Origin of the sequence: Facivitalis istanbulensis (assembly GCF_040560405.1) — a bacterium.
GTDB classification, from domain to species: domain Bacteria; phylum Pseudomonadota; class Alphaproteobacteria; order Sphingomonadales; family Sphingomonadaceae; genus Sphingomonas; species Sphingomonas istanbulensis.
This window is the reverse complement of sequence record NZ_JAVSCQ010000023.1, coordinates 38,626-59,096: the sequence shown is the minus strand read 5'-3', so window position 1 is coordinate 59,096 and position 20,471 is coordinate 38,626. Positions and strand designations below refer to the sequence as shown.

The window sequence follows — 20,471 nt, the reverse complement described above, 5'->3', positions numbered from 1 at the left end:
GGGGTGGGGCCTCGGCCCCACCCCGGCATACACCATCATCTACACCGGGAATTTACACCACGACCGCGGACGCTAACCCTTCCCATCGCGCGGCAACGCTTCCCAAACCGCCCGACGCGGTGCCGGGCGATATGATCGAACCGGTCGTTCCGGTGGAATTCTTCGTGCGATAACGGAGCAATCGGCGCCGCCTCCGCCTGTCGGGTGCGGCCGTGCCTCTCCCATCAGCGATCACAGAACCGATCACAGTAACCACTCTAACCGTTTTCACCGGCCAGCCTCGACCCTCTATGCAGACGCCGAGATCAACGGCAGTCCAAAGGGGGTTTATGTCGATTGCACCTGTTTCCCTGTTTGCGATGATGGCGGCGCTCGTGTCGCCATCATCGCAAACGGATCATCCGAAACCTGCTCCGGCGGCCAAGGCTGCCGCGCAGGATTCTCCCGCAGCGGCGATGGGGCGGCCCGGCGGGATGACCAATCGCGACTGGTGGCCCAGCCGCCTTGACCTGACCGCGCTCCGCCAGCATGAGGACACGCGCGCCAATCCTTATGGCGCGGACTATGATTATGTGAAGGAATTCAACAGTCTGGACCTCGCCGCGGTCAAGGCTGACATTCGCCGCGTGCTGCACACGTCGCAGCCCTGGTGGCCGGCCGATTATGGCAATTACGGACCCTTCTTCATCCGCATGGCCTGGCACAGCGCGGGGACCTATCGCGCGGGCGACGGCCGGGGCGGTTCGGACGGTGGCGAGCAGCGGTTCGATCCGCTGAATAGCTGGCCCGACAATGTCAGCCTGGACAAGGCGCGGCGACTCGTGTGGCCGATCAAGCAGAAATATGGCCGCAAGCTGAGCTGGGGCGACCTGATGGTCCTCAGCGGCAATGTCGCGCTGGAGGATATGGGCTTCAAGACGGTCGGCTTCGCCGGCGGTCGTGTCGACGCATGGCAGCCGGATGTCGTCTTCTGGGGCCCTGAGCTCAAGATGATGGGCAGCGAGCGCACCAATCCGGACGGGACGCTCAAGGGGCCGCTGGCCGCTACCACCATGGGCCTCATCTATGTCAACCCGGAAGGACCGGGCGGCAATCACGATCCGATCGGCGCTGCCGCCGATATCCGTCGCGCCTTTGGCAACATGGCGATGGACGACGAGGAGACGCTGGCGCTGATCGCGGGCGGGCATACTTTCGGCAAGGCGCATGGCGCGCATCCCGCGGACAAGTGTCTGGGGGCCGCGCCGACGGTCGGCGCGATCGAGCAGCAGGGCCTGGGCTGGGCCAACAAGTGCGGCAAGGGCAATGCCGAGGACACGATCACCTCGGGCCTGGAAGGCGCCTGGTCGGCGGAGCCGACCAAGTTCACCACCCAGTATATCGACAATCTGCTCAATTATGACTGGGTGAAGGTCAAGAGCCCGGCGGGCGCGACCCAGTGGGTTCCGCCGGGCGGTGCCGCCGCGAATCTGGTGCCCGACGCGCATGTGCCGGGCCTGCGTCACGCGCCGATCATGTTCACCACCGACATCGCGCTGAAGGACGATCCCGGCTTCCACAAGATCCTGGTCAGCTGGCAGAAGAATCCCGAGCTGTTCAGCAAGGCCTTCGCCCGCGCCTGGTTCAAGCTGACCCATCGCGATCTCGGCCCGCGCGCCCGCTATCTGGGCAATGAGGTGCCGAGCGAGACCTATAAGTGGCAGGATCCGCTGCCCGCCGCGAGCTTCGCGCCGATCGGCGAGGAGGATCAGGCCCGGTTGAAGACGATGGTCCTGGGCTCGGGCCTGTCGGGTCCGGCGCTGATCCGTGCCGCCTGGGCGTCGGCCTCGACCTTCCGCAGCACCGATATGCGCGGTGGGGCGAATGGCGCGCGGGTGCGGCTCGATCCGCAGCAGGGCTGGGCGGTCAACGATCCGGCCGAGCTGAAGATGGTGCTCGCCAAGCTGGACGCGGTCCGCCAGGACTTCGCGAAGAGCGGGCGGCAGGTGTCGATGGCCGACCTGATCGTGCTGGGCGGCAATGCGGCGGTCGAGCAGGCGGCGCAGCGCGGCGGCATGGCCGTGCACATCCCGTTCCGGCCCGGTCGCGTCGACGCGGTGCAGGCGCAGACGGATGTCGCGTCCTTCGCGCGTCTGGAGCCGGTCGCCGATGGCTTCCGTAACTATTACGGACCCAAGGCGGAGGTCAGCGGCCCCGTGGCGTTGGTCGACAAGGCCGATTCGCTCGACCTGACCGTGCCCGAGATGACCGTGCTGGTCGGCGGGATGCGCGTGCTCGGCGCGAACAGCGGCGGGTCGAAGAATGGCGTGCTGACCACCCGGCCGGGAACGCTCAGCAACGATTTCTTCGTCAATCTGCTGACGATGGATACGGTGTGGAGCAAGGCGGCGACGCCGGGCCTGTATGAGGGCAAGGATCGCGCGACGGGGGCGGCCCGCTGGACCGCGACGCCGGTCGACCTGATCTTCGGTTCCAATTCCGAACTGCGCGCGGTGGCGGAGGTCTATGCCTCCGACGACGCCAAGCAGAAGTTCGTGACCGATTTCGTCGCCGCCTGGACGAAGGTGATGAACGCGGATCGCTTCTGATCCCGGACGGCCCGGCGGGTCCATCCCGCCGGGCCGTGACGGGGATGTCAGCGTCGCCGTGACGTCGTTCGCGACCGGGTCGCCTCCGTTCGGGGCGGCTCGGTCGATTCCACCAGTTCGACGACCTCGAACGCATAGCCCGCCCAACCGCGCTGGCGCACCGCCTCGGCCATGGCGGCATCCTTGCTACCCGCGTCCTTGCGCGACTTGGCATGGCCCCAGAACACCTCGGTGCGTCCATCGCCCAGGTCGGCGACGATCCGCCAATAATGGGTGAAGGGCGCGGCGGTCGGGCCGATCGTCTTCACATAGCCGTCCGCCATGGTCGCGGTCAGGTAGCGGGTCTTGCGTGCCATGCCCGCTGATAGCGCGAAACCGCGCGGTGCGGCATCGCCTTGACGGCCCCGCGCAAATCTTTCAGTCAGTTCGCGGCCGGAATATTCCGGCCATGATCGCGCCGGTTCTCCCCATAAAGGAGATGAAATGGGAACGCGGTGAGGGGAGGCGACTTCCCGAATCCGGGGCTGTCCCTGCAACTGTAAGCGGTGAGCGGATGAACGGGGGACGGTGAATGCCGTCCCGGCCACTGGCGCAAGCTGGGAAGGCGTTCAGCCCGTGTCGACCCGTGAGCCAGGAGACCTGCCGGCGTCAGGTCGCTCATGCCCGGCCCAGGGGGTGGTCGAGGCTAGGTCTTTTCCGACGAGCGACGCCCAAGGTGGCGGAGGCGCATGGGGGGCCATGGCGAGTGCGGAAAATCGCGTCGATCGTGCGCATGGCACCCGGCTGTCCGGCGACGGACGGAAGGCACTCGGCTTGTTCGCGACAAGACGCTATAGGCATTAAAATGATATATCATAACATTATCAGCGCGGTTCCGTTGAGGCTGTGCGGAGGACTTGCGCTGGCGCTGGGCGCCGGCGTGCCGGGGACGGCAGCGGTGGCGGTCCAGCCGCACGATGATCGCGCGGGCGAGACGCAGCGCGCGGAGAGCGGTCAGGGCGACGGCACGATCCTGGTGATCGGCGCGCGTGAGAAGCAGGCGATGGACCAGCCCAATGCGACCGCCAGCCGCCTGGGGCTGACCCCGCTGGAAACGCCCGCCAGCATCGCGTCGCTCGACGGAGCGATGATCCGCGCGCGTGGCGACCAGTCGATCGTCGAGGCGACGACCCGCGCCCCGGGCCTGTCGAGCGTCGCCAATCCGGGCAATGGCGGCACCGCGCTGGCGGCGCGCGGCTTTTCCGGCCAGGGGTCGGTGCTGCAACTGATCGACGGGGTGCGACTGTTCCCGGCGGCGGGAACGATCACCTTCCCGACCGATCCGTGGATGATCGAGCGGATCGACGTGCTGAGCGGTCCGGCGTCGGTGCTGTACGGCCAGGGCGCGCTGGGCGGCGCGGTCAATGTCGTGATGCGCAAGCCCGACACGGAGCGTATCGAAGGGCAGGCCGAGATCGGCTATGGCGCGCAGGACAGTTTCCGCGCGGCGGCGGGCATCGGCGGTCCGGCGAGCGAAAGCCTGGCCTATCGGTTCGACGCCAGTTACCGGCGGTCGGACGGCTATGTCGACCGGGGCGGTTCGCGCAGCTTCGCCCTGTCGGGCACGCTGCGCTGGACCCCGGACCCCACATTGGTGGTGACGCTGCGAGGCGATCATGGCAACCAGCGGCCGACCGGCTCTTTCGGTACACCCTTGATCGACGGCCGGCTGGACCTGCGGGTGCGCGACCGGAACTATAATGTCGAGGATGCGCGGATGCGCTTCGTCGACGATCGCGCCTCGCTCCAGATCGACTGGACGCCGAGCAGCGCGATCAGCGTGTCCAACCTGGCCTATTACCTGACCAGCGATCGCTTCTGGCGCAATCTGGAAAGCTATTGCTGGGTCGCGCGGACCGGACAGTGCGCGGACGGGTCGGCGGGGACGCCCGGCACGGTCCGGCGGAGCAGCAATTACGGCATTCGCCACGACCAGCAGCAATGGGGCGATCAGGCGAGCGTGACGTGGCGCAGCGGTCTGGCACCGGGGATCACCAATGCGCTGGTCCTGGGCATCGACGCCAATCTGGTGCGCTTCACGCATGAGAATGATTTCGGATCGGATGCGCAGGTCGACGCGGTCGATCCCTTCGCCTTCGCGCCCGGCCGTTTCCTGGATACGCAGGGAATCGCGCCGCGTTATCGCACCCGCACCACCGCGCTGGCCGTGTTTGCCGAGGACCGGGTGGCGCTGGGCCGGCACTGGTCGGTGGTCGGCGGTTTCCGCTATGAGGAGGATGAGGTGCGGCGCTGGGCGATCAGCTATCCCGGCGGCACGCGGACCGATCGGTTCGCCTTTGAAAAGACGTTCCGCAACGCGACCTGGCGTGTCGGCACCGTCTATCAGCCGAGCGCGACCCTGTCCTTCTACGGCCAATATGCCACGGGCGTCGATCCGCTCGCGACGCTGACCACCGTGGCGACGGGCCAGGTCTCGTTCGGCAATGCGCGCGGCCATCAGGTCGAGGCGGGGGCCAAATGGCTGTTCCTGAACGGCCATGGCAGCGCGACGCTGGCCGCGTATCGCATCGTCAAGACCGGCCTGCTGGCGCAGCGCACCCTGTCCAGCCCGATCGAGCAGGTCGGCCAGCGATCGGCGCAGGGGATCGAGGCGGCGGTGGCGCTCGACCTGCCGCAGGGTTTCGGCATCGACGCCAACGGCACGGTGCTGGATGCGCGGTTCGATGATTTCCGATCGGGCGGTACGGACTTTACCGGTCGGACTCCACCCAACGTGCCCGAGACGCTGGGCAATCTCTGGCTGCGCTGGGATGCGACGCCGGCGGTGCAGGCGCGTGCCGGGCTGCGCTATGTCGGCCCGCGCTTCTCGGACAATGGCGATGCCTTTCGCATTCCCGGTTATGCGACGGTGGATGCCAGCCTGTCCTATGCGTTGAGCCCGCGTCTGGCCCTCGACCTGCGCCTCTATAATGTGTTCGACAAGGCCTATGCCGTGACCGCCTATGGCGACCAGCAATGGTTGCTGGGACGGCCGCGTTCGCTCGACGTGGCGTTGCGTGCGGGGTTCTGACCGGCGCCGGGGCCGCGCCGTCCTGCGCTACGTCTTCCTGACTCATCGCTGGGCGGGCATCCTGGCGTGCCTGCTCTTCGCCATGTGGTTCGCCTCCGGGCTGGTGATGCTCTACGTTCCTTATCCCGCGCTGCCCGCGGCCCAGATCTGGGCGGGGGCAGCACCGATCGACTGGGCGCGGGTACGCTATCGACCCGAGGGCACGGCACGGCGGATCACGCTGGCGATGCGCGGGGCCGCGCCGGTGTGGTGGGTCGAGGACCGGGATGGCGCGACCCGTATCCTGTCCGCCGAGACGGGCCTTGCGCCCGCGCCGGTCGATTCGGCGCATGCACGGGGCGTCGCCGCCCGCTTCGGTGGCGCGCCCGTCCGCGCGGTCGAGCGGATCGCGGACGACCAATGGACGGTCGCGGGTGGCTTCGACCGGCATCGCCCGCTGTGGAAGGCGAGCCTGGCCGATGCCGCCGCGACCGACCTCTATATCTCCAGCCTGACCGGGCAGCCGGTGCAGCGCACGACGCGCGGGCAGCGTTTCTGGAACTGGCTGGGATCGGTGCCGCACTGGCTCTATCCCACCATCCTGCGCCGCGATCAGTCCGCATGGCGGCAGGTCGTGATCTGGGTCTCCGGCCCATGTATCGCGGTGGCGTTGACCGGACTGTGGATCGGCATCCTGCGTATGCGCCCCGGGCGGCGGCGGTATCGCGGCGGGCGCATGACGCCCTATCATGGCTGGATGCTGTGGCATCATGTCAGCGGGCTGCTGGGCGGGGTGATGCTGACGACCTGGATCGTCAGCGGCTGGCTGTCGGTCGATCCGGGACGGTTCTTTGCCGGAACCAAGGCACCGGCCGCGGCGACTCAGACCTATGCCGGGGCGGTCGCGGTGCCGGGCGGGCTGGACCGGCTGGCGGCGCTCGCCCCGCACGCGCGCAGTGTCGAATGGACCGGCGATGCGGGGCGGCAGCGGGTCGCGATCGACCGGGTTTCCACTCACCCGCGCTGGCTGGACGCGCAGGCGCTGCGTCCGGCCCGGTCCGATCCGGGGATGATCGCGCGGGCGGCCGCCGTGCTGGTGCCCGGCGGCGATGTGGTTGGGGTCGAGCGCCTCGCCGTGCCGGATTTCTACTGGTCCGGGGCTCTGCCGGTCCTGCGGCTGCGCTTCGACGATGCGGCGCGGACCTGGCTTTATGTCGATCCGATGAGCGGCGCGCTGGTCGAGCGGCAGGATCGCGTGCGGCGCGCCTATCGCTGGGTCTATACGCTGCTCCACACCTGGAACTGGCCATGGCTTGTCCAGCGTCGCCCGGCCTGGGACGCCTGGATGTGGGTCTGGTCGCTGGCCGGGCTGGTCATGTCGGCCAGCGGGGTGGTGATCGGTTGGCGGCGGTTGCGTCGTTCCGCGCGCACCGGCGGGTGAAAACATCGCCGCCGGGGTTGGCGCGCATGGGGTCCACCGCTTAGATGGGCCCCATGTGGCAACTCTACCAATTCCCGCTCTGTCCCTTTTCGCGCAAGGTTCGTCTGCTGCTGGGTGAAAAGGGCGTCGGGTACGAATTGGTGCGCGAGTCGCCCTGGCACCGGCGCGACGAGTTTCTCGACATGAACCCGGCGGGCCAGACGCCGGTGATGGTCGATGAGGAACGCGGCGTCCTGCTGGTCGATTCGATGGCGATCTGCGAGTTTTTCGAGGAGACGGTCGAGAAATCGGCGATGATCAACGGCACCGCCGTCGGCCGCGCCGAGATCCGGCGGCTGGTGACGTGGTTCGACACGCATTTCTATCAGGACGTGACCGGCCCGCTGCTGCACGAACGGATGGTCAAGCGCGTCGCGCGCACCGGCAGCCCGGATGCCAAGGGTCTGCGCGAGGCGATGAAGGCGGCGGTCGGGCATCTCGATTATACCGATTATCTGCTCGATCATCGCAACTGGCTGGGCGGGGCGACGATGAGTCTGGCCGATCTGGCGGCGGCGGCGCAGATTTCGGTCGCCGATTATCTGGGCGGCATCGACTGGAAGGGACATGAGCAGACCGCGCGCTGGTATCGCGGGCTGAAGAGCCGTCCTTCCTTTCGCCCGCTGCTGTCAGAGCGAATGGAGATGGTCACGCCGCCCTCGCATTACGACAATGTCGACTTCTGACACTCCTGCGCCGGGGCCGATCGGGATCGACGATTTCCTGGCGGTCGATATCCGCGTCGGCACGATCATCGCCGCCGCGCCGTTCCCGGAAGCACGCAAGCCCGCGATCAGGCTGACCATCGATTTCGGCGATGCGATCGGGATCAAGCGCTCGTCGGCGCAGATCACCCGGCATTACACGCCCGAAACGCTGGTCGGGCGACAGGTCGCGGCGGTGGTCAATTTCCCGCCGCGCCAGATCGGCCCGATGATGTCCGAGGTGCTGACGCTGGGCTTGCCCGACGCCGTGGGGGAGGTTGTGCTGATCGCCCCCGACCGGGCGGTGCCCAATGGCGGGCGCCTGTTCTAACCGCATTCCTCCCCAGGCCGGGGAGGCGCGTTACCGGCGGAACGCTGCGTCGAGCAGGCGGGCGAGGCGCAGGCCGCCGCGCTTGATCTGCTCGCGTTCGACCGGGGCCATCGCCGCGATGGCGGCTTCGTCCATATGCATATGCGCGGGCGTCGGGCGGCAGGCGTCGCCCACCATGGCGGCGGCATAGGCGCGCTTGGCGATTGCCCAGTTCTCGCGGCTCCAGGCCATGACGTCGCCCGCCGCCTCGCGCCGCCGCTCGACCGCCGGATAGCGGCGCACCATCGAGGGCGGGGTGGAGATGGCGCGCTCGGCGAGCAGCCCGTCCCACACCGAATGCAGGTTCAGGCGCGGCGTGGCGTAGATGCCGTAATCGACATGCGTGTCGTTGCCGCCCTTGTCGCCCTTGTCCCCGGCGTGCAGCGGCTGGTGCAGGTCGCCGACGAAATGGGTGAGAAAGGCGAGCGCCATCAGCCGGTCCCTGGCGCTTGCGCGCGGGTTATGGAGCAGCGCCTGTTGCGCCGGAATCTGTGCCGACACGCAATCGCCCCGGTCACAGGCGGGCGGCAGGTGGAAGGGCTGGCAGATGTCCACATTCTGATAATGCCAGACATAGGCATAGCCGAAGCGCGATTTGCCCGTCGCGTCCTTGATGGGCTTGATGCAATCGGGCCAGACGCTGGCCTCCTCGATCGTGCGCACCGGACAGGTCGGCGTGTCGAGCCGGGCCTGGGCGCGCAGCAATTGCCGGATCCCGGCGCGGGTGTGCGGGGTGATGTTGGCCCAGGCGATCGCGGCAACCGTGCGGTGGCCATAATCCCAATAAGCGGCGGCGGGAGAGGCGACGACCAGCGCCGCGATCATCGCCAGGACAAGGCGCAAAGACTTCATGGGAAAGGCTTTATCCTTCGTCGGCGTAAATCGCCACCAGGCGTTCGCCCTGCGCGGTGACGCGGCCGCGATACATGCCCGCCGTGGTCATGCTCCAGCCGATCCGGCCGTCGGGCGCGGCGACGATGGTGCCGCCGGTGCCGCCCAGCGCCTTCACCTCGGCGAGGACGGCCTCGGCGGCGGTCTGGATATCCTCGCCGGTCAGGCGGCAGCGGGCGGCGATCTCATGCCCCACGCCGACGCGGATGAAGACCTCGCCCGACCCGGTGCAGGACACCGCACAGGCGCGATCGTCGGCATAGGTGCCCGCGCCGATCAGCGGCGAGTCGCCGATCCGGCCCCAGCGCTTGCCCGTCACGCCGCCGGTCGAGGTGGCGGCGGCGACATGCCCCGCCTGGTCGCGGGCGACCGCGCCGACCGTGCCATATTTCATGTCGCTGTCGAACGCATCGGCATCACCCGACAGCAATTCGTCGAGCTGGCGGCGGCGCTCGTCGGTGTGGAACCAGGCGGCGTCGGCCTGTTCCAGCCCCTGTTCGACCGAGAAGCGATCCGCGCCCGCGCCCGCCAGCAGGACATGCGGGCTGGCCGTCATCACCGCGCGGGCGAGCGAGACGGGGTGCCGCGTGGCCGAAACCCCCGCCACCGATCCGGCGCGCCGATCGCGCCCATCCATGATCGCGGCGTCGAGTTCGTTGCGTCCCTCGCGCGTGAAACAGGCGCCGCGCCCGGCATTGAAGTGCGGGTCGTCCTCCAGCACGCGCACCGCGGCCTCCACCGCGTCGAGCGCCGAACCGCCCGCCGCCAGCACCGTTTCGCCGGCGGTCAGCGCCGCGTCCAGCCCGGCGCGCGCGCCCGCATCCTGTTCGGGGGTCAGGACGTCGCGGGTGATCCGGCCCGCGCCGCCATGCAGGACCAGCGACCAGGATGCGGTCATGGGGAAAGCTCCGAAATCAGAAGGGATAATCGCGCGCGTCCCTATCAGATCGCGCGCGGGGCGACAGCCCTGGGCCGCAATCCGATCAGGGGGCGCGCCCAGGCGATCCGCTGCCCGATCGCATAGAACAGCCAGCAGCCCGTCACCGTCGCCGCGATCAGGACCAGCGCGTCGCACCAGAGCGGCCATCCGGCGGACCGCAGCGCGAAGGCGACCAGCACGATGATCGTCTGGTGGATCAGGTAGAAGGGGAAGACCGCTTCGGTCAGCGTCCTGCGCCATGGATGATCGCGGTTCCAATGGCGTTCGGCCAGCCCGATCAGCGCGACGATCGCCATCCATCCCTGCACCGCGCGGGCACCCGCGAACAGGGTGCCCATCGGCGCGGGGGCCCCAGCCAGCCCCGGCCAGCGCAGCTCCAGTCCCGCCGCCACCGCATAGCAGCCCAGCGCGACCAGCCCGGCCGGGATCCACCAGCGCTGGAACTGGTCCAGCACCCGCTTCGATCCCGCCATGCCGAAGCCGAAGAGCAGCGCGGGCAGGTAGATCGCATGCGCCAGCTTGTCATCGATCAGGCCATGCGTCTCCTGCCCGCCGGGGAACAGGCGGATATCGACCAGCAGCAGCCACAGCGTCGGCAGGATCAGGCCGCCCCAGCCGCCGAGCACCCGGTCGAACAGCCGCTGCGCCGCCGCGCCCCAGCGCGCGCCCAGGGCCAGCATCGCCGCCACGGCCATCGTGTAGGTCCAGAGATAGGCGACGAACCACAAATGATTCCAGGCCGGGCTGGGCACCACCCCGCCGATCAGCCGAAAGGCGAGCCAGTCCTGCGTCCAGAAGGTCCAGTAGGACCCCAAATAGCCATATTTGCTCGCCAGCTCGGCCCAGATCTGGGGCGGCACCAGCACCGTGATGCCGAAGGCCAATGGCACGAGCAGCCGGAGGCTGCGTCCGCGCACGAAGCTGATGATCGTGGGATGCCGCACCGCCAGTGCGCGCGTGGCGTAGCCGGAGACCACGAAGAGCAGCATCAGCCGCCAGGGATTGCTGGCCAGCATCGGCACCACCACCCAGGGCAGCCTAGCGAGCTGCACATGATAGCCCCAGGGCACGAAGACCATGCCGACATGGTACAGAATCAGGATCGCGAACGCACAGATGCGCAGCCAGTCGAGGCCGTAATGGCGGGGGATGGGGGAGGCGGCGGTCATGAACAGGCTGTCTGGTACAGCACTGACTTTGAACCGCAACTCGCTGCGCGTATATGGGGCCCATGTCCATTCGTCCCTGGCGAGACATCGTCCGCCGCCAAAGCCGTCAGATCATGGTGGGCAATGTGCCCGTGGGTGGTGACGCCCCCGTCACCGTGCAGACCATGACCAACACCCCGACCAGCGATGCGGTGGCCACGCTCGACCAGATCCGCCGCTGCGAAGAGGCGGGGGCGGACATCATCCGCGTTTCATGTCCCGACACCGATTCGACGGCGGCGCTGGCCAAGATCACCCGGGCGGCGCGCGTTCCGATCGTCGCCGACATCCATTTCCACTATAAGCGCGCGCTGGAGGCGGCGGATGCGGGCGCGGCGTGCCTGCGCATCAATCCGGGCAATATCGGGTCGTCGGAGCGAGTCGCCGAGGTGGTGCGCGCCGCCAAGGCCAATGGCTGTGCGATCCGCATCGGCGTGAATGCGGGCAGCCTGGAAAAGGACCTGCTCGAAAAATATGGCGAGCCGTGCCCCGACGCGCTGGTCGAAAGCGCGCTCGACCATATCAAGCTGCTTCAGGACCACGACTTCCACGAATATAAGGTCGCGGTGAAGGCGTCCGACGTGTTCCTGGCGGTGGCGGCCTATCAGGGGCTGGCCGAGGCGACCGACTGCCCGCTGCATCTGGGGATCACCGAGGCGGGTGGCCTGATCGGCGGGACGGTCAAGTCCTCGATCGGCATCGGCTCGCTGCTGTGGTTCGGGATCGGCGATACGATCCGCGTCTCGCTCTCGGCCGAGCCGGAGGAAGAGGTCCGCGTCGGCTTCGAGATCCTGAAGGGGCTGGGCATCCGCAATCGCGGCGTGCGCGTCGTGTCCTGCCCGTCCTGCGCGCGGCAGGGCTTCGACGTGATCCGCACCGTGCAGGTGCTGGAGGAACGGCTCCAGCATATCCGCACGCCCATGTCGCTGTCGGTGCTGGGCTGCGTCGTCAACGGTCCCGGCGAAGCGCGGGAGACTGATATCGGCCTGACCGGCGGCGGCAATGGCAAGCACATGGTCTATCTGTCGGGCCTGACCGATCACACGGTCGAGGATGCCGACATGGTCGAGCATATCGTCAAGCTGGTCGAAGCCAGGGCGGCGGAGATCGAAGCGGCCGACACGGCCAAGGCGATCGCGGCGGAATAAGCGCCGTCCGCCGCCGATGCGGATTCTTCGGCGGGGGCGGGATCGGTCTTCCGGTCATCCCTCGCACCGAGTCGGGGCGGGGGGCACATCGGCATTCCATGGGCCGCGCTGGCGGGCGACCGGACCTGTTCGGGTCAGGTCAGGGCGATGACCGCGTCCACCTCGACGGCCGCCCCCAGCGGCAGGACCGGCACGCCGACGGCCGAGCGCGCATGACGGCCCGCTTCGCCGAACAGCGCCACCATCAGTTCCGAGGCACCGTTGGCGACCTTGGGCTGGTCGGTGAAGTCCGCCGCCGAGTTGACGAACACGCCCAGCTTCACGATTTGGCCGACGCGTGACAGGTCGCCGTTCAGATATTTCTTGATCTGCGCCACCAGCATCAGGCCGCACGCCTGCGCCGCCTTCTGCCCATCCTCCAGCGACACGCCGTCGCCCAGCCGCCCGGTGACGAGCTGGCCATCGACGAAGGGCAACTGGCCCGAGATATGGAGCAGGCCGCCCGCCTCGACGACGGGGACATAGGCGGCGACGGGGGCGGCAGCCTCCGGCAGGGTGAGGCCGAGCTGCTCGAGCGCGCGATCGATATGCGTGGTCATGGACGCAGACATGGCGCGGGCTCGCCCATTGGGTCAAGAGGGCGCGCCGGATCGGGATGCGGGTCAGGCCGCGGCGGGGCGTCCATCGGCAAAACGCGCCGCGATCCAGTCCTGCGCGCGGCGCCAATCGTCGATCCGCGCATGGGCGTCCGGCGCGGGCGGCACATGCGGGGCCATGTCGGGTTCCGACACCATGTGCAGGCGGTGGACCTGCGGCGCGTGCGCGGCGACCGAACTGTGATGTTGCGGCAGGTCGTCGACGAAGACCGTGACGGGGTTGCCATGATCCGCCACCAGCCGCGCCACCGGCTTGCCCTTGCCGCCGCTGTTGCACTGGACCCGGTGCGCGATGCCGAAGCGCGCGAGCTGCTCGATCCGTGGCAGGCGGCATTCCTCCATCAAATTGGTGAGGATGACGATGTCGGCGGTCTCCGCCAGCGCCGCCAGGGCCTCGGCGGCATGCGGAACCAGCGTCTGACGCGCCATCTCGGCGGGGAAAAAGCTGTTGAGCAGCCCCCAGGCCGCGGCCTCGTCCAGCGGCGGACCCTCGCCCCGCCGCGTCAGCGCGCCGAAGAAATCATGCCGGTCGAGTGCGAAGTCGATGTCATGCGCCTCGTCCAGCCAGGCCTGGAAATGCCGCGCCATGTGCAGCAGCACCTCGTCGCAATCACAGATCAGCAGCGGCTTCATACGGCCTCCAGCACCCGACGCGCGGCGACCAGAGCTTCGGGTTTTTCGCCCAGCATGCCGGCGCATTCGACCAGATCGGCGTCGTTCGTTTCCAGAAAGGTCAGGATCGCCGCCAGCATGGCGGGTTCGCCCGCGCCCGCGCGCAGTTCGACCGGGGACAGCCCGGTCAGTGCGAGCAGCCGTTCGGCGCGCGACGGGCTGTCCAGCGTCCAGATCAGCGCCCGGAGCGCCAGCGCCATGGCGGGATCGATTGTATCCGGTCGGGGCATTGCCTATCGTCGTCCCTGGTGAATGGTGGAGCGGGCGTGGCAAGAAAGATGGTCGTTGTCGAGGACAACGAACTCAATCTGAAACTCTTCTGCGATCTTCTGCGCGCGCATGGTTTCGAAGCGGAGCCGGTGCGCGACGGGCGGGAGGCGGTGGCGCGCGCGCGCGAGGTCGAGCCCGACCTCATCATCATGGATATCCAGATGCCGCACGTCACCGGCTATGAACTGATCCTGGAATTGAAAGCCGATGAAACGCTGCGCCGCATCCCGGTGATGGCGGTCACCGCCTATGCCGGGCGCGAGGATGAGGAGCGGATCCGCGCGGCGGGGGCCGATGCCTATGTTTCTAAGCCGATCAGCCTGATGCGGTTCATGGAAGCGGTCAACGCACTGCTCTGAGACGCGGCGGGCACCGGCGTGGATACGAGCGCCGCTCAACCGCGCGGCGACTTGTGGCCCGCCTTGGCGACCAGCATCCCCGAACGACGGCAATCCGCGCCGATCACGGGATAGGGCACGTCGGTGTTCGCGGCGAGTCGCTCGGTCAGGTCCGCACGGCATTGGGCCATGGTTTCATACCGGACCGGCACGATCCGCGCCTCGGTACAGTCCACGCTGCCGTCGCCGCACCCCAGAATGGCCATCACAAAGAAAATCGGTTCCATCGCACCGTCTCCACTGGCGGATAAAACGTGCGACCATGGCGAGGGGTTCCGATTTCGGGCTTGTCGGACCCGATGGCCGCCGTCATGCTCTGGCAATACAGTTCATGAACGGGGAGCATGACATGGCGTTCAAGAACGGTCCTGGCCGCGGGGGCGACGGTGATGGTCGCGCAACCCGCGGCGGCGGCGGACGGGCCGCTGATCGAACGGACCAGGCTGTTCGGCAATCCCGCCAAGATGGGCGGCCAATTGTCGCCCGATGGCCGGTGGATCAGCTTCATCGCGCCGCGCGCCATTGAACTTCGGCGCGGTTCCGCCGACATGGGGGTGACATGCCGCCCCTCGACTCCACCGCCGGCACGCCCGACCGGCCGCTGATCCCGACGCTTCGCCGTTTTCTCCCCTATCTCTGGCCCGCTGGCGCGCCCGCCTTGCGGGTGCGGATCGGGGCGGCGATGGTGCTGGTGATCGTCTCCAAGCTGATCCAGGTGCTGGGCGCGGCCTATACGCTCAAATATGCGATCGACCGGATGGCGGGGGGTGACCGCAGCGCGGTGATGCTCGTCACGTTGCTGGTCATCGGCTATGCGGCGGCGCGGTTCGGCACCACGCTGTTCGACAATCTGCGCAATGCGGTGTTCGAGACGGTGGGGCAGGACGCCACCCGGCGGCTGTCGGCCGATGTGTTCCGCCATCTCCATCGGCTGTCGCTGCGTTTTCACCTCGAACGGCGCACCGGCGCGGTGACCAAGGTGGTCGAGCGCGGGACCAAGAGCATCGACACCATGCTCTACTTCCTGCTCTTCAACATCGCGCCGACGGTGCTGGAACTGGTGCTGGTGCTGGGGATCTTCGGCCGCAACTTCGGGCCGGTGCTGGTCGTCACCACGCTGGTGATGGTCGTGGCCTATATCGTCTTCACCCGCAAGGTGACCGACTGGCGCAACGCGCTGCGCAACCAGATGAACGACCTCGACACCGGCGCGGTGGCCCATGCGGTCGACTCGCTGCTGAATTTCGAGACGGTGAAATATTTCAACGCCGAGGAGCGCGAGGCGCGGCGCTACGAAGCCGGCGTCGCCGCCTATGCGCGCGCCGCCACCCGGTCGGAGAATTCGCTCGCCTGGCTGAATGTCGGGCAGGCGGCGATCACCAGCCTGATGCTGGGCTTCGCCATGGCCTGGGTCGCATGGGAATGGAGCCGGGGCGCCGCGTCGCCGGGCGATGTGGTGTTCGTGTCCACCTTGTTGTCGCAACTCTTTCGCCCGCTCGACCTGCTGGGCATGGTCTATCGCACCATCCGGCAGGGCGTGATCGACATGGGCGCGATGTTCGACCTGATCGACACGCCCGCCGAGGTCGTCGATGCGCCCGGTGCGTTGTCGCTGGTGGTGCGCGGCGGGCATGTGCGGTTCGAGCAGGTCGTGTTCGGCTATGAACCCGAACGGCCCATCCTGAAGGGGCTGACCCTCGATGTGCCCGCGGGTACGACCTGCGCCGTCGTCGGCCCTTCGGGCGCGGGCAAGTCGACGCTCGCCCGGCTGCTCTATCGTTTCTACGAGGTGGAGAGCGGCGCGATCACGATCGATGGACAGCCGATCGCGACGGTGACGCAGGACTCCCTGCGCGGCGCCATCGGGATCGTGCCCCAGGACACCGTCCTGTTCAACGACACGATCGGCTATAATATCGGCTATGGCCGCGAGGGCGCGGATCAGGCCGATATCGCGCGGGCGGCGCGCGGCGCGGCGATCGCCGGCTTCATCGAACGCCAGCCCCAGGGCTATGCGACGCGCGTCGGCGAGCGCGGGCTGAAATTGTCGGGCGGCGAGAAGCAGCGCGTGGCGATCGCGCGCACCCTCCTGAAGAACCCGCCGATCCTGATCCTGGATGAGGCGACCAGCGCGCTCGACAGCCGGACCGAGTCGGATATCCTCGCCACGCTCCAGGCGATCGAGCGTGGCCGGACCACATTGGTCATCGCGCACCGGCTGTCGACCATCGTCCATGCCGACCAGATCGTGGTGCTGGATGGCGGCCGCGTGGTCGAGCGCGGCACGCATGGCGCATTGCTGGCGCATGGTGGGCTTTATGCCGAAATGTGGGCCCGCCAGGCCGCCGAGGTCGAGCAGGCGGACGAGGAAGAAGCGCTGCCGGCCTGATCGAACCGGGTGTTCCGCCACCAGCGGCCCTGCTGGTGGCTATGATGTCATCGCGGCGGATGCCCGGTCACGAAGGCGGCGACCGCCGCGACCACGCCCGGCGCGATGGGCAGGTTGGGGTCGGCATAGGTCGCCAGATTGGCCCCTCGGCTGTCGCCCTCCACGGTCTTCAGCGCGTGATTGACACGCGGTAGCAGGACCAGCGTCGCGGCGGGTTGCGCGGCCTTGAGCAGGCGTGCATCCTCGACCGTCACCTGCAGATCGGCCTCGCCCTGCACGATCAGCACCGGTTTGGTGATCGCCGCGATCAGCGTGGCGGGATTCTTCGCGAAGGCGTTGATGAGGAAGGGTTGCACAATATCGGGAAAGATCATCGGCAGCGGCGGCGTCAGCGTGGCCGCCTCGATGGTCCGCCCTGCCGCCATCGCGTCGATCGCCCTGTCCGCATCGGGGAGAAGGGGGGCGTTGGCGGGGTTGGCGTGGAACTGCGCCTTCATCACCTCGGCCAGCGGGCGACCGGGGGCGGCGACCGTGATGACGCCGCACAGCCCCTCGGGCTTTGCCGCGCCGGTGGTCAGCGCGACGAGCCCGCCTTCGCTATGCCCCAGCACCCAGACGCAGCGCGCGCCGGTCCTGGCGCGGATGGCGGCGATCCAGGCGCGGGTGTCGGTGGCGTAATCGTCGATCGTCACCCGGTTCGCATCGGGTACCGCGCCCGCGCTGGCGAACATGCCGCGCTTGTCGATCCGCACGCTGGCGATGCCTCTGGCCGCCAGCGCTTCGGCCAGCAGGCGATAGGGGGCGGCCTTGATCCCTTTGGGATTGTTGCCGTCGCGGTCGGTCGGCCCCGATCCGGGGATGATGAGCAGGACGGGCACCTTGGCCCCTTCCGGCCCGGTCCAACTGCCCTTCAATGCGCCTTGCGGACCGGGGGCGGCGATGTCGCGGTCGATCATGGGAGCCGTGGCGGCCAGCATCGCCGCGAACAGTGCCGATAACGCCATCACCCGAGATCCTGTCGATTGCCGTCGGCGATCAGCCTGTCATCGATCGGTCGAAGGGAAAAGCGCGAATCTATCGCCGGTCGAGCATCAGCGCCGCGGTCGCCTTGGCGCTGCCCACCACCCCCGGAATCCCGGCACCCGGATGCGTGCCCGCGCCGACGAAATAGAGGTTGGGGATCGAATCGTCGCGATTATGGACCCGGAAATAGGCGCTCTGGGTCAGGATCGGTTCCAGCGAGAAGGCTGAACCCATATGCGCGTTCAGGTCGGTCGCGAAATCCGACGGCGCATAATGGAATTTGGTCACGATCCGGTCGTGGATGTCGGGGATCAGGCGGCGGCCGACCTCGTCCAGGATCCGCTTTTCGAGGATCGGCCCGATCTCGTCCCAGTTCATCGGGAACTTGCCCATGTGCGGCACCGGGGCCAGCGCATAGAAGGTCGAATGGCCTTCGGGCGCCAGGCCGGGATCGGTGACGGTCGGGTGGTGGAGGTAGAGCGAGAAATCCTCCGACAGCACGCCCGTGTCGTAAATATCGGTCAGCAGGCCCTTATAGCGCGGGCCGAACAGGATCATGTGGTGCGGGATGCCCGGCCACGTGCCCTTGATCCCGAAATGCACCACGAACAGCGAGGGCGAATAGCGTTTGCGCTCCAGCCGGTCGACCGTGCGCCGGGCCGAGCGATTGTCGGCCAGCAGGTCGCGATAGCTGTGCATGATATCGGCGTTGGTCGCGATCGCATCCGCCTGGATGGTCAGGCCGCCTTTGGTGACGACGCCGGTCGCGCGGTCGCCCAGCGTTTCGATCCGCGTCACCGGGTCGCCGAGTCGCAGCACGCCGCCGATCCGCTCGAACTGCGCGACCATCCCCGCCACCAGCCGGTTGGTGCCGCCGCGCGCGAACCAGACGCCGCCATCGCGTTCGAGTTTGTGGATCAGGGCATAGATGGCGCTGGTCGTCATCGGATTGCCGCCGACCAGCAGCGTGTGAAAGGACAGGGCCTGGCGCAGCTTCTCCGACTTCACGAATTTCGACACCATGGCGTAGACCGAATTCCACGCCTGGTATTTCGCGAGCGACGGCCCTGCCTTCACCATCGAGGCGAAGTCGAGGAACGCGACATGGCCCAGCCTCTCATAGCCTTCGCGGTACACGCCCGCGGCATAGTCCAGGAACCGGCCATAGCCCGCGACATCGTCGGGGTTCAGCTTGGCGATTTCGGAGCGGAGCAGGGTGTCGTCATTGCCGTAATCGAAATTGGTGCCGTCGACCCAGTTGAGCCGGTAGAAGGGGCTGACGGGATCGAGCGTCACATCCTCCGACATGCTGCGCCCGGTCAGGCCCCACAGTTCCTCCAGACAGGCCGGATCGGTGATGACCGTGGGCCCCGCGTCGAAGGTGAAGCCGTCGCGTTCCCAGTAATAGGCGCGCCCGCCGGGCTTGTCCCGCGACTCGACGATCGTGGTCTGCACGCCCGCCGATTGCAGGCGGATGGCGAGCGCCAGCCCGCCAAAGCCCGACCCGATGACGACCGCGCTCTTCATGACCGGCCCCGCAGCGCGGCGATCGCGCGCAGGATCGGCACCGGCGGCCGTCCGGTCAATATTCGTGCCTTGTCGGCCATGGTCGATTGCCCTGCATAGAATCGCCCGATCAGGTCAGGCGGGAGTCGATAGAAACGCTCCAGTACACGGTATCGTTCGTCCGGCTCCGCGGCCTTGAACAACATCGTGTCGAGCATACGATAAAAACCGCGCGCGTCCCAGGCGGCCCGCGCCATGCGATAGGTCGCATCGTGCAGGTCCGCGCCGGTGAAGTCGGTCCGCTGCGCCAGCATCGCCGCCATGCGGATCGCGTCGGGCAGCGAATAGCCGGTGGTCGGGTGGAACAGCCCGGCGCGCATCCCGGCCTTGGGCGTCCGGGACCCGCCGCTGCGCCAATAGCTGTCGAAATCGCCGCCCATCGCGACGGGCAGCACGCCCGCCTCCTCGCGCATCACCTCCGCCGTCATCCAGTCGCGCCCTTCGGCATAGCGTTCGATCCGCTGTACGATGGCGCGGCGGTTCAACTCGGACGAGGTGGAGTAATAGGTGTCCTCGACGAAAATGCGATCCTCGGCGAGGGGCAGGGCGTAGACGAAGCGATAGCCGTCGATCTGCTTGACCGTCGCGTCCATCACCACCGGGCGTTCGCAACCATGCGCGCGCGCGAGGCGCAGTTCCTGCCCGACGAACTTCTGCCAGCCACAGGACAAGGCGGACAGGTCGCCCACGCCGCGCGCGTCGATCACGCCCCTGGCCTCCACCCGGTCGCCATCGGCGAAGACGGCGGCGGTGGCGGACACCGCCAGCACCTTGCGCCCCAGGATCAGCGCGTGCGGCGGCAGGACGCGGCGGACCTCGGCATCCAGCCCGTGGCTCTCGATCGAATAATAGGTCTGGTGGATGGTGCGCGAATGGGCCGGGAAGGCGACGTCATAGGCGCGCCAGCCATGGGCGACCAGCCGTTCGACGATCCAGCGATCGCGCTTGGCGACGTCGCTGCCGAAAAAGGACCAGAGGTGATTGCCGCCGATCGACTCGCCCGCATCGACCAGCCGGATGTCGAGCGAGGGGTGGCGCGCCTTGAGCGCAAGCGCGATCAGGCCGCCGGCCAGCCCGGCGCCGATAATCGCGACATCGCAAGGTATCCTGGCAGCCATC

20 protein-coding genes and 1 riboswitch are annotated in these 20,471 nt (G+C 67.9%); of the genes, 9 read left to right on the top strand and 11 right to left on the bottom strand.

From position 1 onward, the window contains the following. The first annotated feature begins 329 nt into the window (after positions 1-329). Positions 330-2,588 (top strand): catalase/peroxidase HPI, encoded by a 2,259-nt coding sequence (gene katG, locus RN629_RS13245; RefSeq protein ID WP_407035611.1) that lies wholly within the window; start codon positions 330-332, stop codon positions 2,586-2,588. 47 nt (positions 2,589-2,635) lie between these two features. On the opposite strand, the gene RN629_RS13240 is transcribed toward katG, so the two are convergent. Continuing rightward, the gene (locus tag RN629_RS13240) at positions 2,636-2,944 is read right to left on the bottom strand and encodes a hypothetical protein (protein WP_407035610.1); all 309 of its coding nucleotides are present in this window, start codon (positions 2,942-2,944) and stop codon (positions 2,636-2,638) included. A gap of 85 nt (positions 2,945-3,029) precedes the next feature. Beyond that, positions 3,030-3,249, top strand: a riboswitch (cobalamin riboswitch). Positions 3,250-3,432: 183 nt separating this feature from the next. On the opposite strand from RN629_RS13240, the gene RN629_RS13235 reads away from it, so the two are divergent. Genes RN629_RS13235 through RN629_RS13220 form a run of 4 tightly spaced genes read left to right on the top strand, consistent with a single transcriptional unit; the run spans position 3,433 to position 8,152 of the window. Next, on the top strand, positions 3,433-5,658 hold the full coding sequence (locus tag RN629_RS13235) for a TonB-dependent receptor (RefSeq protein WP_407035609.1): 2,226 nt from the start codon (positions 3,433-3,435) through the stop codon (positions 5,656-5,658). Continuing rightward, positions 5,645-7,078 carry a hypothetical protein gene (locus tag RN629_RS13230; RefSeq protein WP_407035608.1) on the top strand — a complete coding sequence of 478 codons (1,434 nt, stop codon included), beginning with the start codon at positions 5,645-5,647 and terminating at the stop codon, positions 7,076-7,078. Before RN629_RS13235 ends, RN629_RS13230 begins: the two co-directional genes overlap by 14 nt. A 53-nt stretch (positions 7,079-7,131) precedes the next feature. Next, positions 7,132-7,803, top strand: a complete 672-nt coding sequence (locus tag RN629_RS13225) for a glutathione S-transferase family protein (protein WP_407035607.1) — start codon at positions 7,132-7,134, stop codon at positions 7,801-7,803. Continuing rightward, a complete protein-coding gene (locus RN629_RS13220; RefSeq protein WP_407035606.1) occupies positions 7,790-8,152 on the top strand; it encodes a tRNA-binding protein in 363 nt (120 codons plus the stop codon). The genes RN629_RS13225 and RN629_RS13220 overlap by 14 nt, the downstream gene beginning before the upstream one ends. Positions 8,153-8,182: 30 nt before the next feature. Here RN629_RS13220 and RN629_RS13215 read toward each other — a convergent pair whose 3' ends face one another. From RN629_RS13215 to RN629_RS13205, 3 genes are read right to left on the bottom strand one after another with little or no spacing between them, the layout of a single operon-like run. Beyond that, entirely contained in the window at positions 8,183-9,043 is an 861-nt protein-coding gene (locus RN629_RS13215; protein WP_407035605.1) for a S1/P1 nuclease, read from the bottom strand. Between the two features lie 10 nt (positions 9,044-9,053). Then, the gene (locus tag RN629_RS13210) at positions 9,054-9,980 is read right to left on the bottom strand and encodes an isoaspartyl peptidase/L-asparaginase family protein (RefSeq protein ID WP_407035604.1); all 927 of its coding nucleotides are present in this window, start codon (positions 9,978-9,980) and stop codon (positions 9,054-9,056) included. A 44-nt stretch (positions 9,981-10,024) separates the two neighbouring features. After that, positions 10,025-11,191 (bottom strand): acyltransferase family protein, encoded by a 1,167-nt coding sequence (locus RN629_RS13205; protein ID WP_407035603.1) that lies wholly within the window; start codon positions 11,189-11,191, stop codon positions 10,025-10,027. Positions 11,192-11,253: 62 nt separating this feature from the next. Between RN629_RS13205 and ispG the strand changes: the two genes are divergently transcribed. Further along, on the top strand, positions 11,254-12,378 hold the full coding sequence (gene ispG, locus RN629_RS13200) for a flavodoxin-dependent (E)-4-hydroxy-3-methylbut-2-enyl-diphosphate synthase (RefSeq protein ID WP_407035602.1): 1,125 nt from the start codon (positions 11,254-11,256) through the stop codon (positions 12,376-12,378). 134 nt (positions 12,379-12,512) lie between these two features. Here the strand turns inward: ispG and RN629_RS13195 are convergent, their stop codons facing one another. The 3 genes from RN629_RS13195 to RN629_RS13185 all read right to left on the bottom strand — a co-directional run bounded on the left by RN629_RS13195 (position 12,513) and on the right by RN629_RS13185 (position 13,906). Beyond that, positions 12,513-12,977 carry a RidA family protein gene (locus RN629_RS13195; RefSeq protein ID WP_407035617.1) on the bottom strand — a complete coding sequence of 155 codons (465 nt, stop codon included), beginning with the start codon at positions 12,975-12,977 and terminating at the stop codon, positions 12,513-12,515. Positions 12,978-13,040: 63 nt separating this feature from the next. Beyond that, positions 13,041-13,667, bottom strand: a complete 627-nt coding sequence (locus tag RN629_RS13190; RefSeq protein WP_407035601.1) for an HAD family hydrolase — start codon at positions 13,665-13,667, stop codon at positions 13,041-13,043. After that, on the bottom strand, positions 13,664-13,906 hold the full coding sequence (locus RN629_RS13185; RefSeq protein ID WP_407035600.1) for a DUF3572 family protein: 243 nt from the start codon (positions 13,904-13,906) through the stop codon (positions 13,664-13,666). Before RN629_RS13185 ends, RN629_RS13190 begins: the two co-directional genes overlap by 4 nt. A gap of 78 nt (positions 13,907-13,984) precedes the next feature. Here RN629_RS13185 and RN629_RS13180 point away from each other — a divergent pair, with 78 nt between their 5' ends. Further along, complete coding sequence (locus RN629_RS13180) at positions 13,985-14,335, top strand: response regulator (protein ID WP_407035616.1); 351 nt, start codon at positions 13,985-13,987, stop codon at positions 14,333-14,335. A gap of 35 nt (positions 14,336-14,370) precedes the next feature. On the opposite strand, the gene RN629_RS13175 is transcribed toward RN629_RS13180, so the two are convergent. Further along, positions 14,371-14,601 carry a hypothetical protein gene (locus tag RN629_RS13175; protein WP_407035599.1) on the bottom strand — a complete coding sequence of 77 codons (231 nt, stop codon included), beginning with the start codon at positions 14,599-14,601 and terminating at the stop codon, positions 14,371-14,373. Positions 14,602-14,718: 117 nt separating this feature from the next. Here RN629_RS13175 and RN629_RS13170 point away from each other — a divergent pair, with 117 nt between their 5' ends. Both RN629_RS13170 and RN629_RS13165 read left to right on the top strand, forming a co-directional pair. Continuing rightward, positions 14,719-14,979 carry a hypothetical protein gene (locus RN629_RS13170; protein WP_407035598.1) on the top strand — a complete coding sequence of 87 codons (261 nt, stop codon included), beginning with the start codon at positions 14,719-14,721 and terminating at the stop codon, positions 14,977-14,979. Continuing rightward, positions 14,934-16,763 (top strand): ABCB family ABC transporter ATP-binding protein/permease, encoded by a 1,830-nt coding sequence (locus tag RN629_RS13165; RefSeq protein WP_407035597.1) that lies wholly within the window; start codon positions 14,934-14,936, stop codon positions 16,761-16,763. The genes RN629_RS13170 and RN629_RS13165 overlap by 46 nt, the downstream gene beginning before the upstream one ends. Before the next feature lie 47 nt (positions 16,764-16,810). Here RN629_RS13165 and RN629_RS13160 read toward each other — a convergent pair whose 3' ends face one another. The 3 genes from RN629_RS13160 to crtY all read right to left on the bottom strand — a co-directional run bounded on the left by RN629_RS13160 (position 16,811) and on the right by crtY (position 20,470). Continuing rightward, positions 16,811-17,767: an alpha/beta hydrolase gene (locus RN629_RS13160; protein ID WP_407035596.1), complete on the bottom strand. Its 957-nt coding sequence runs from the start codon at positions 17,765-17,767 to the stop codon at positions 16,811-16,813. 70 nt (positions 17,768-17,837) lie between these two features. Then, positions 17,838-19,313, bottom strand: a complete 1,476-nt coding sequence (locus RN629_RS13155; protein ID WP_407035595.1) for a phytoene desaturase — start codon at positions 19,311-19,313, stop codon at positions 17,838-17,840. Continuing rightward, positions 19,310-20,470 carry a lycopene beta-cyclase CrtY gene (crtY, locus tag RN629_RS13150; protein WP_407035594.1) on the bottom strand — a complete coding sequence of 387 codons (1,161 nt, stop codon included), beginning with the start codon at positions 20,468-20,470 and terminating at the stop codon, positions 19,310-19,312. Before crtY ends, RN629_RS13155 begins: the two co-directional genes overlap by 4 nt. Position 20,471: the final 1 nt, after the last annotated feature.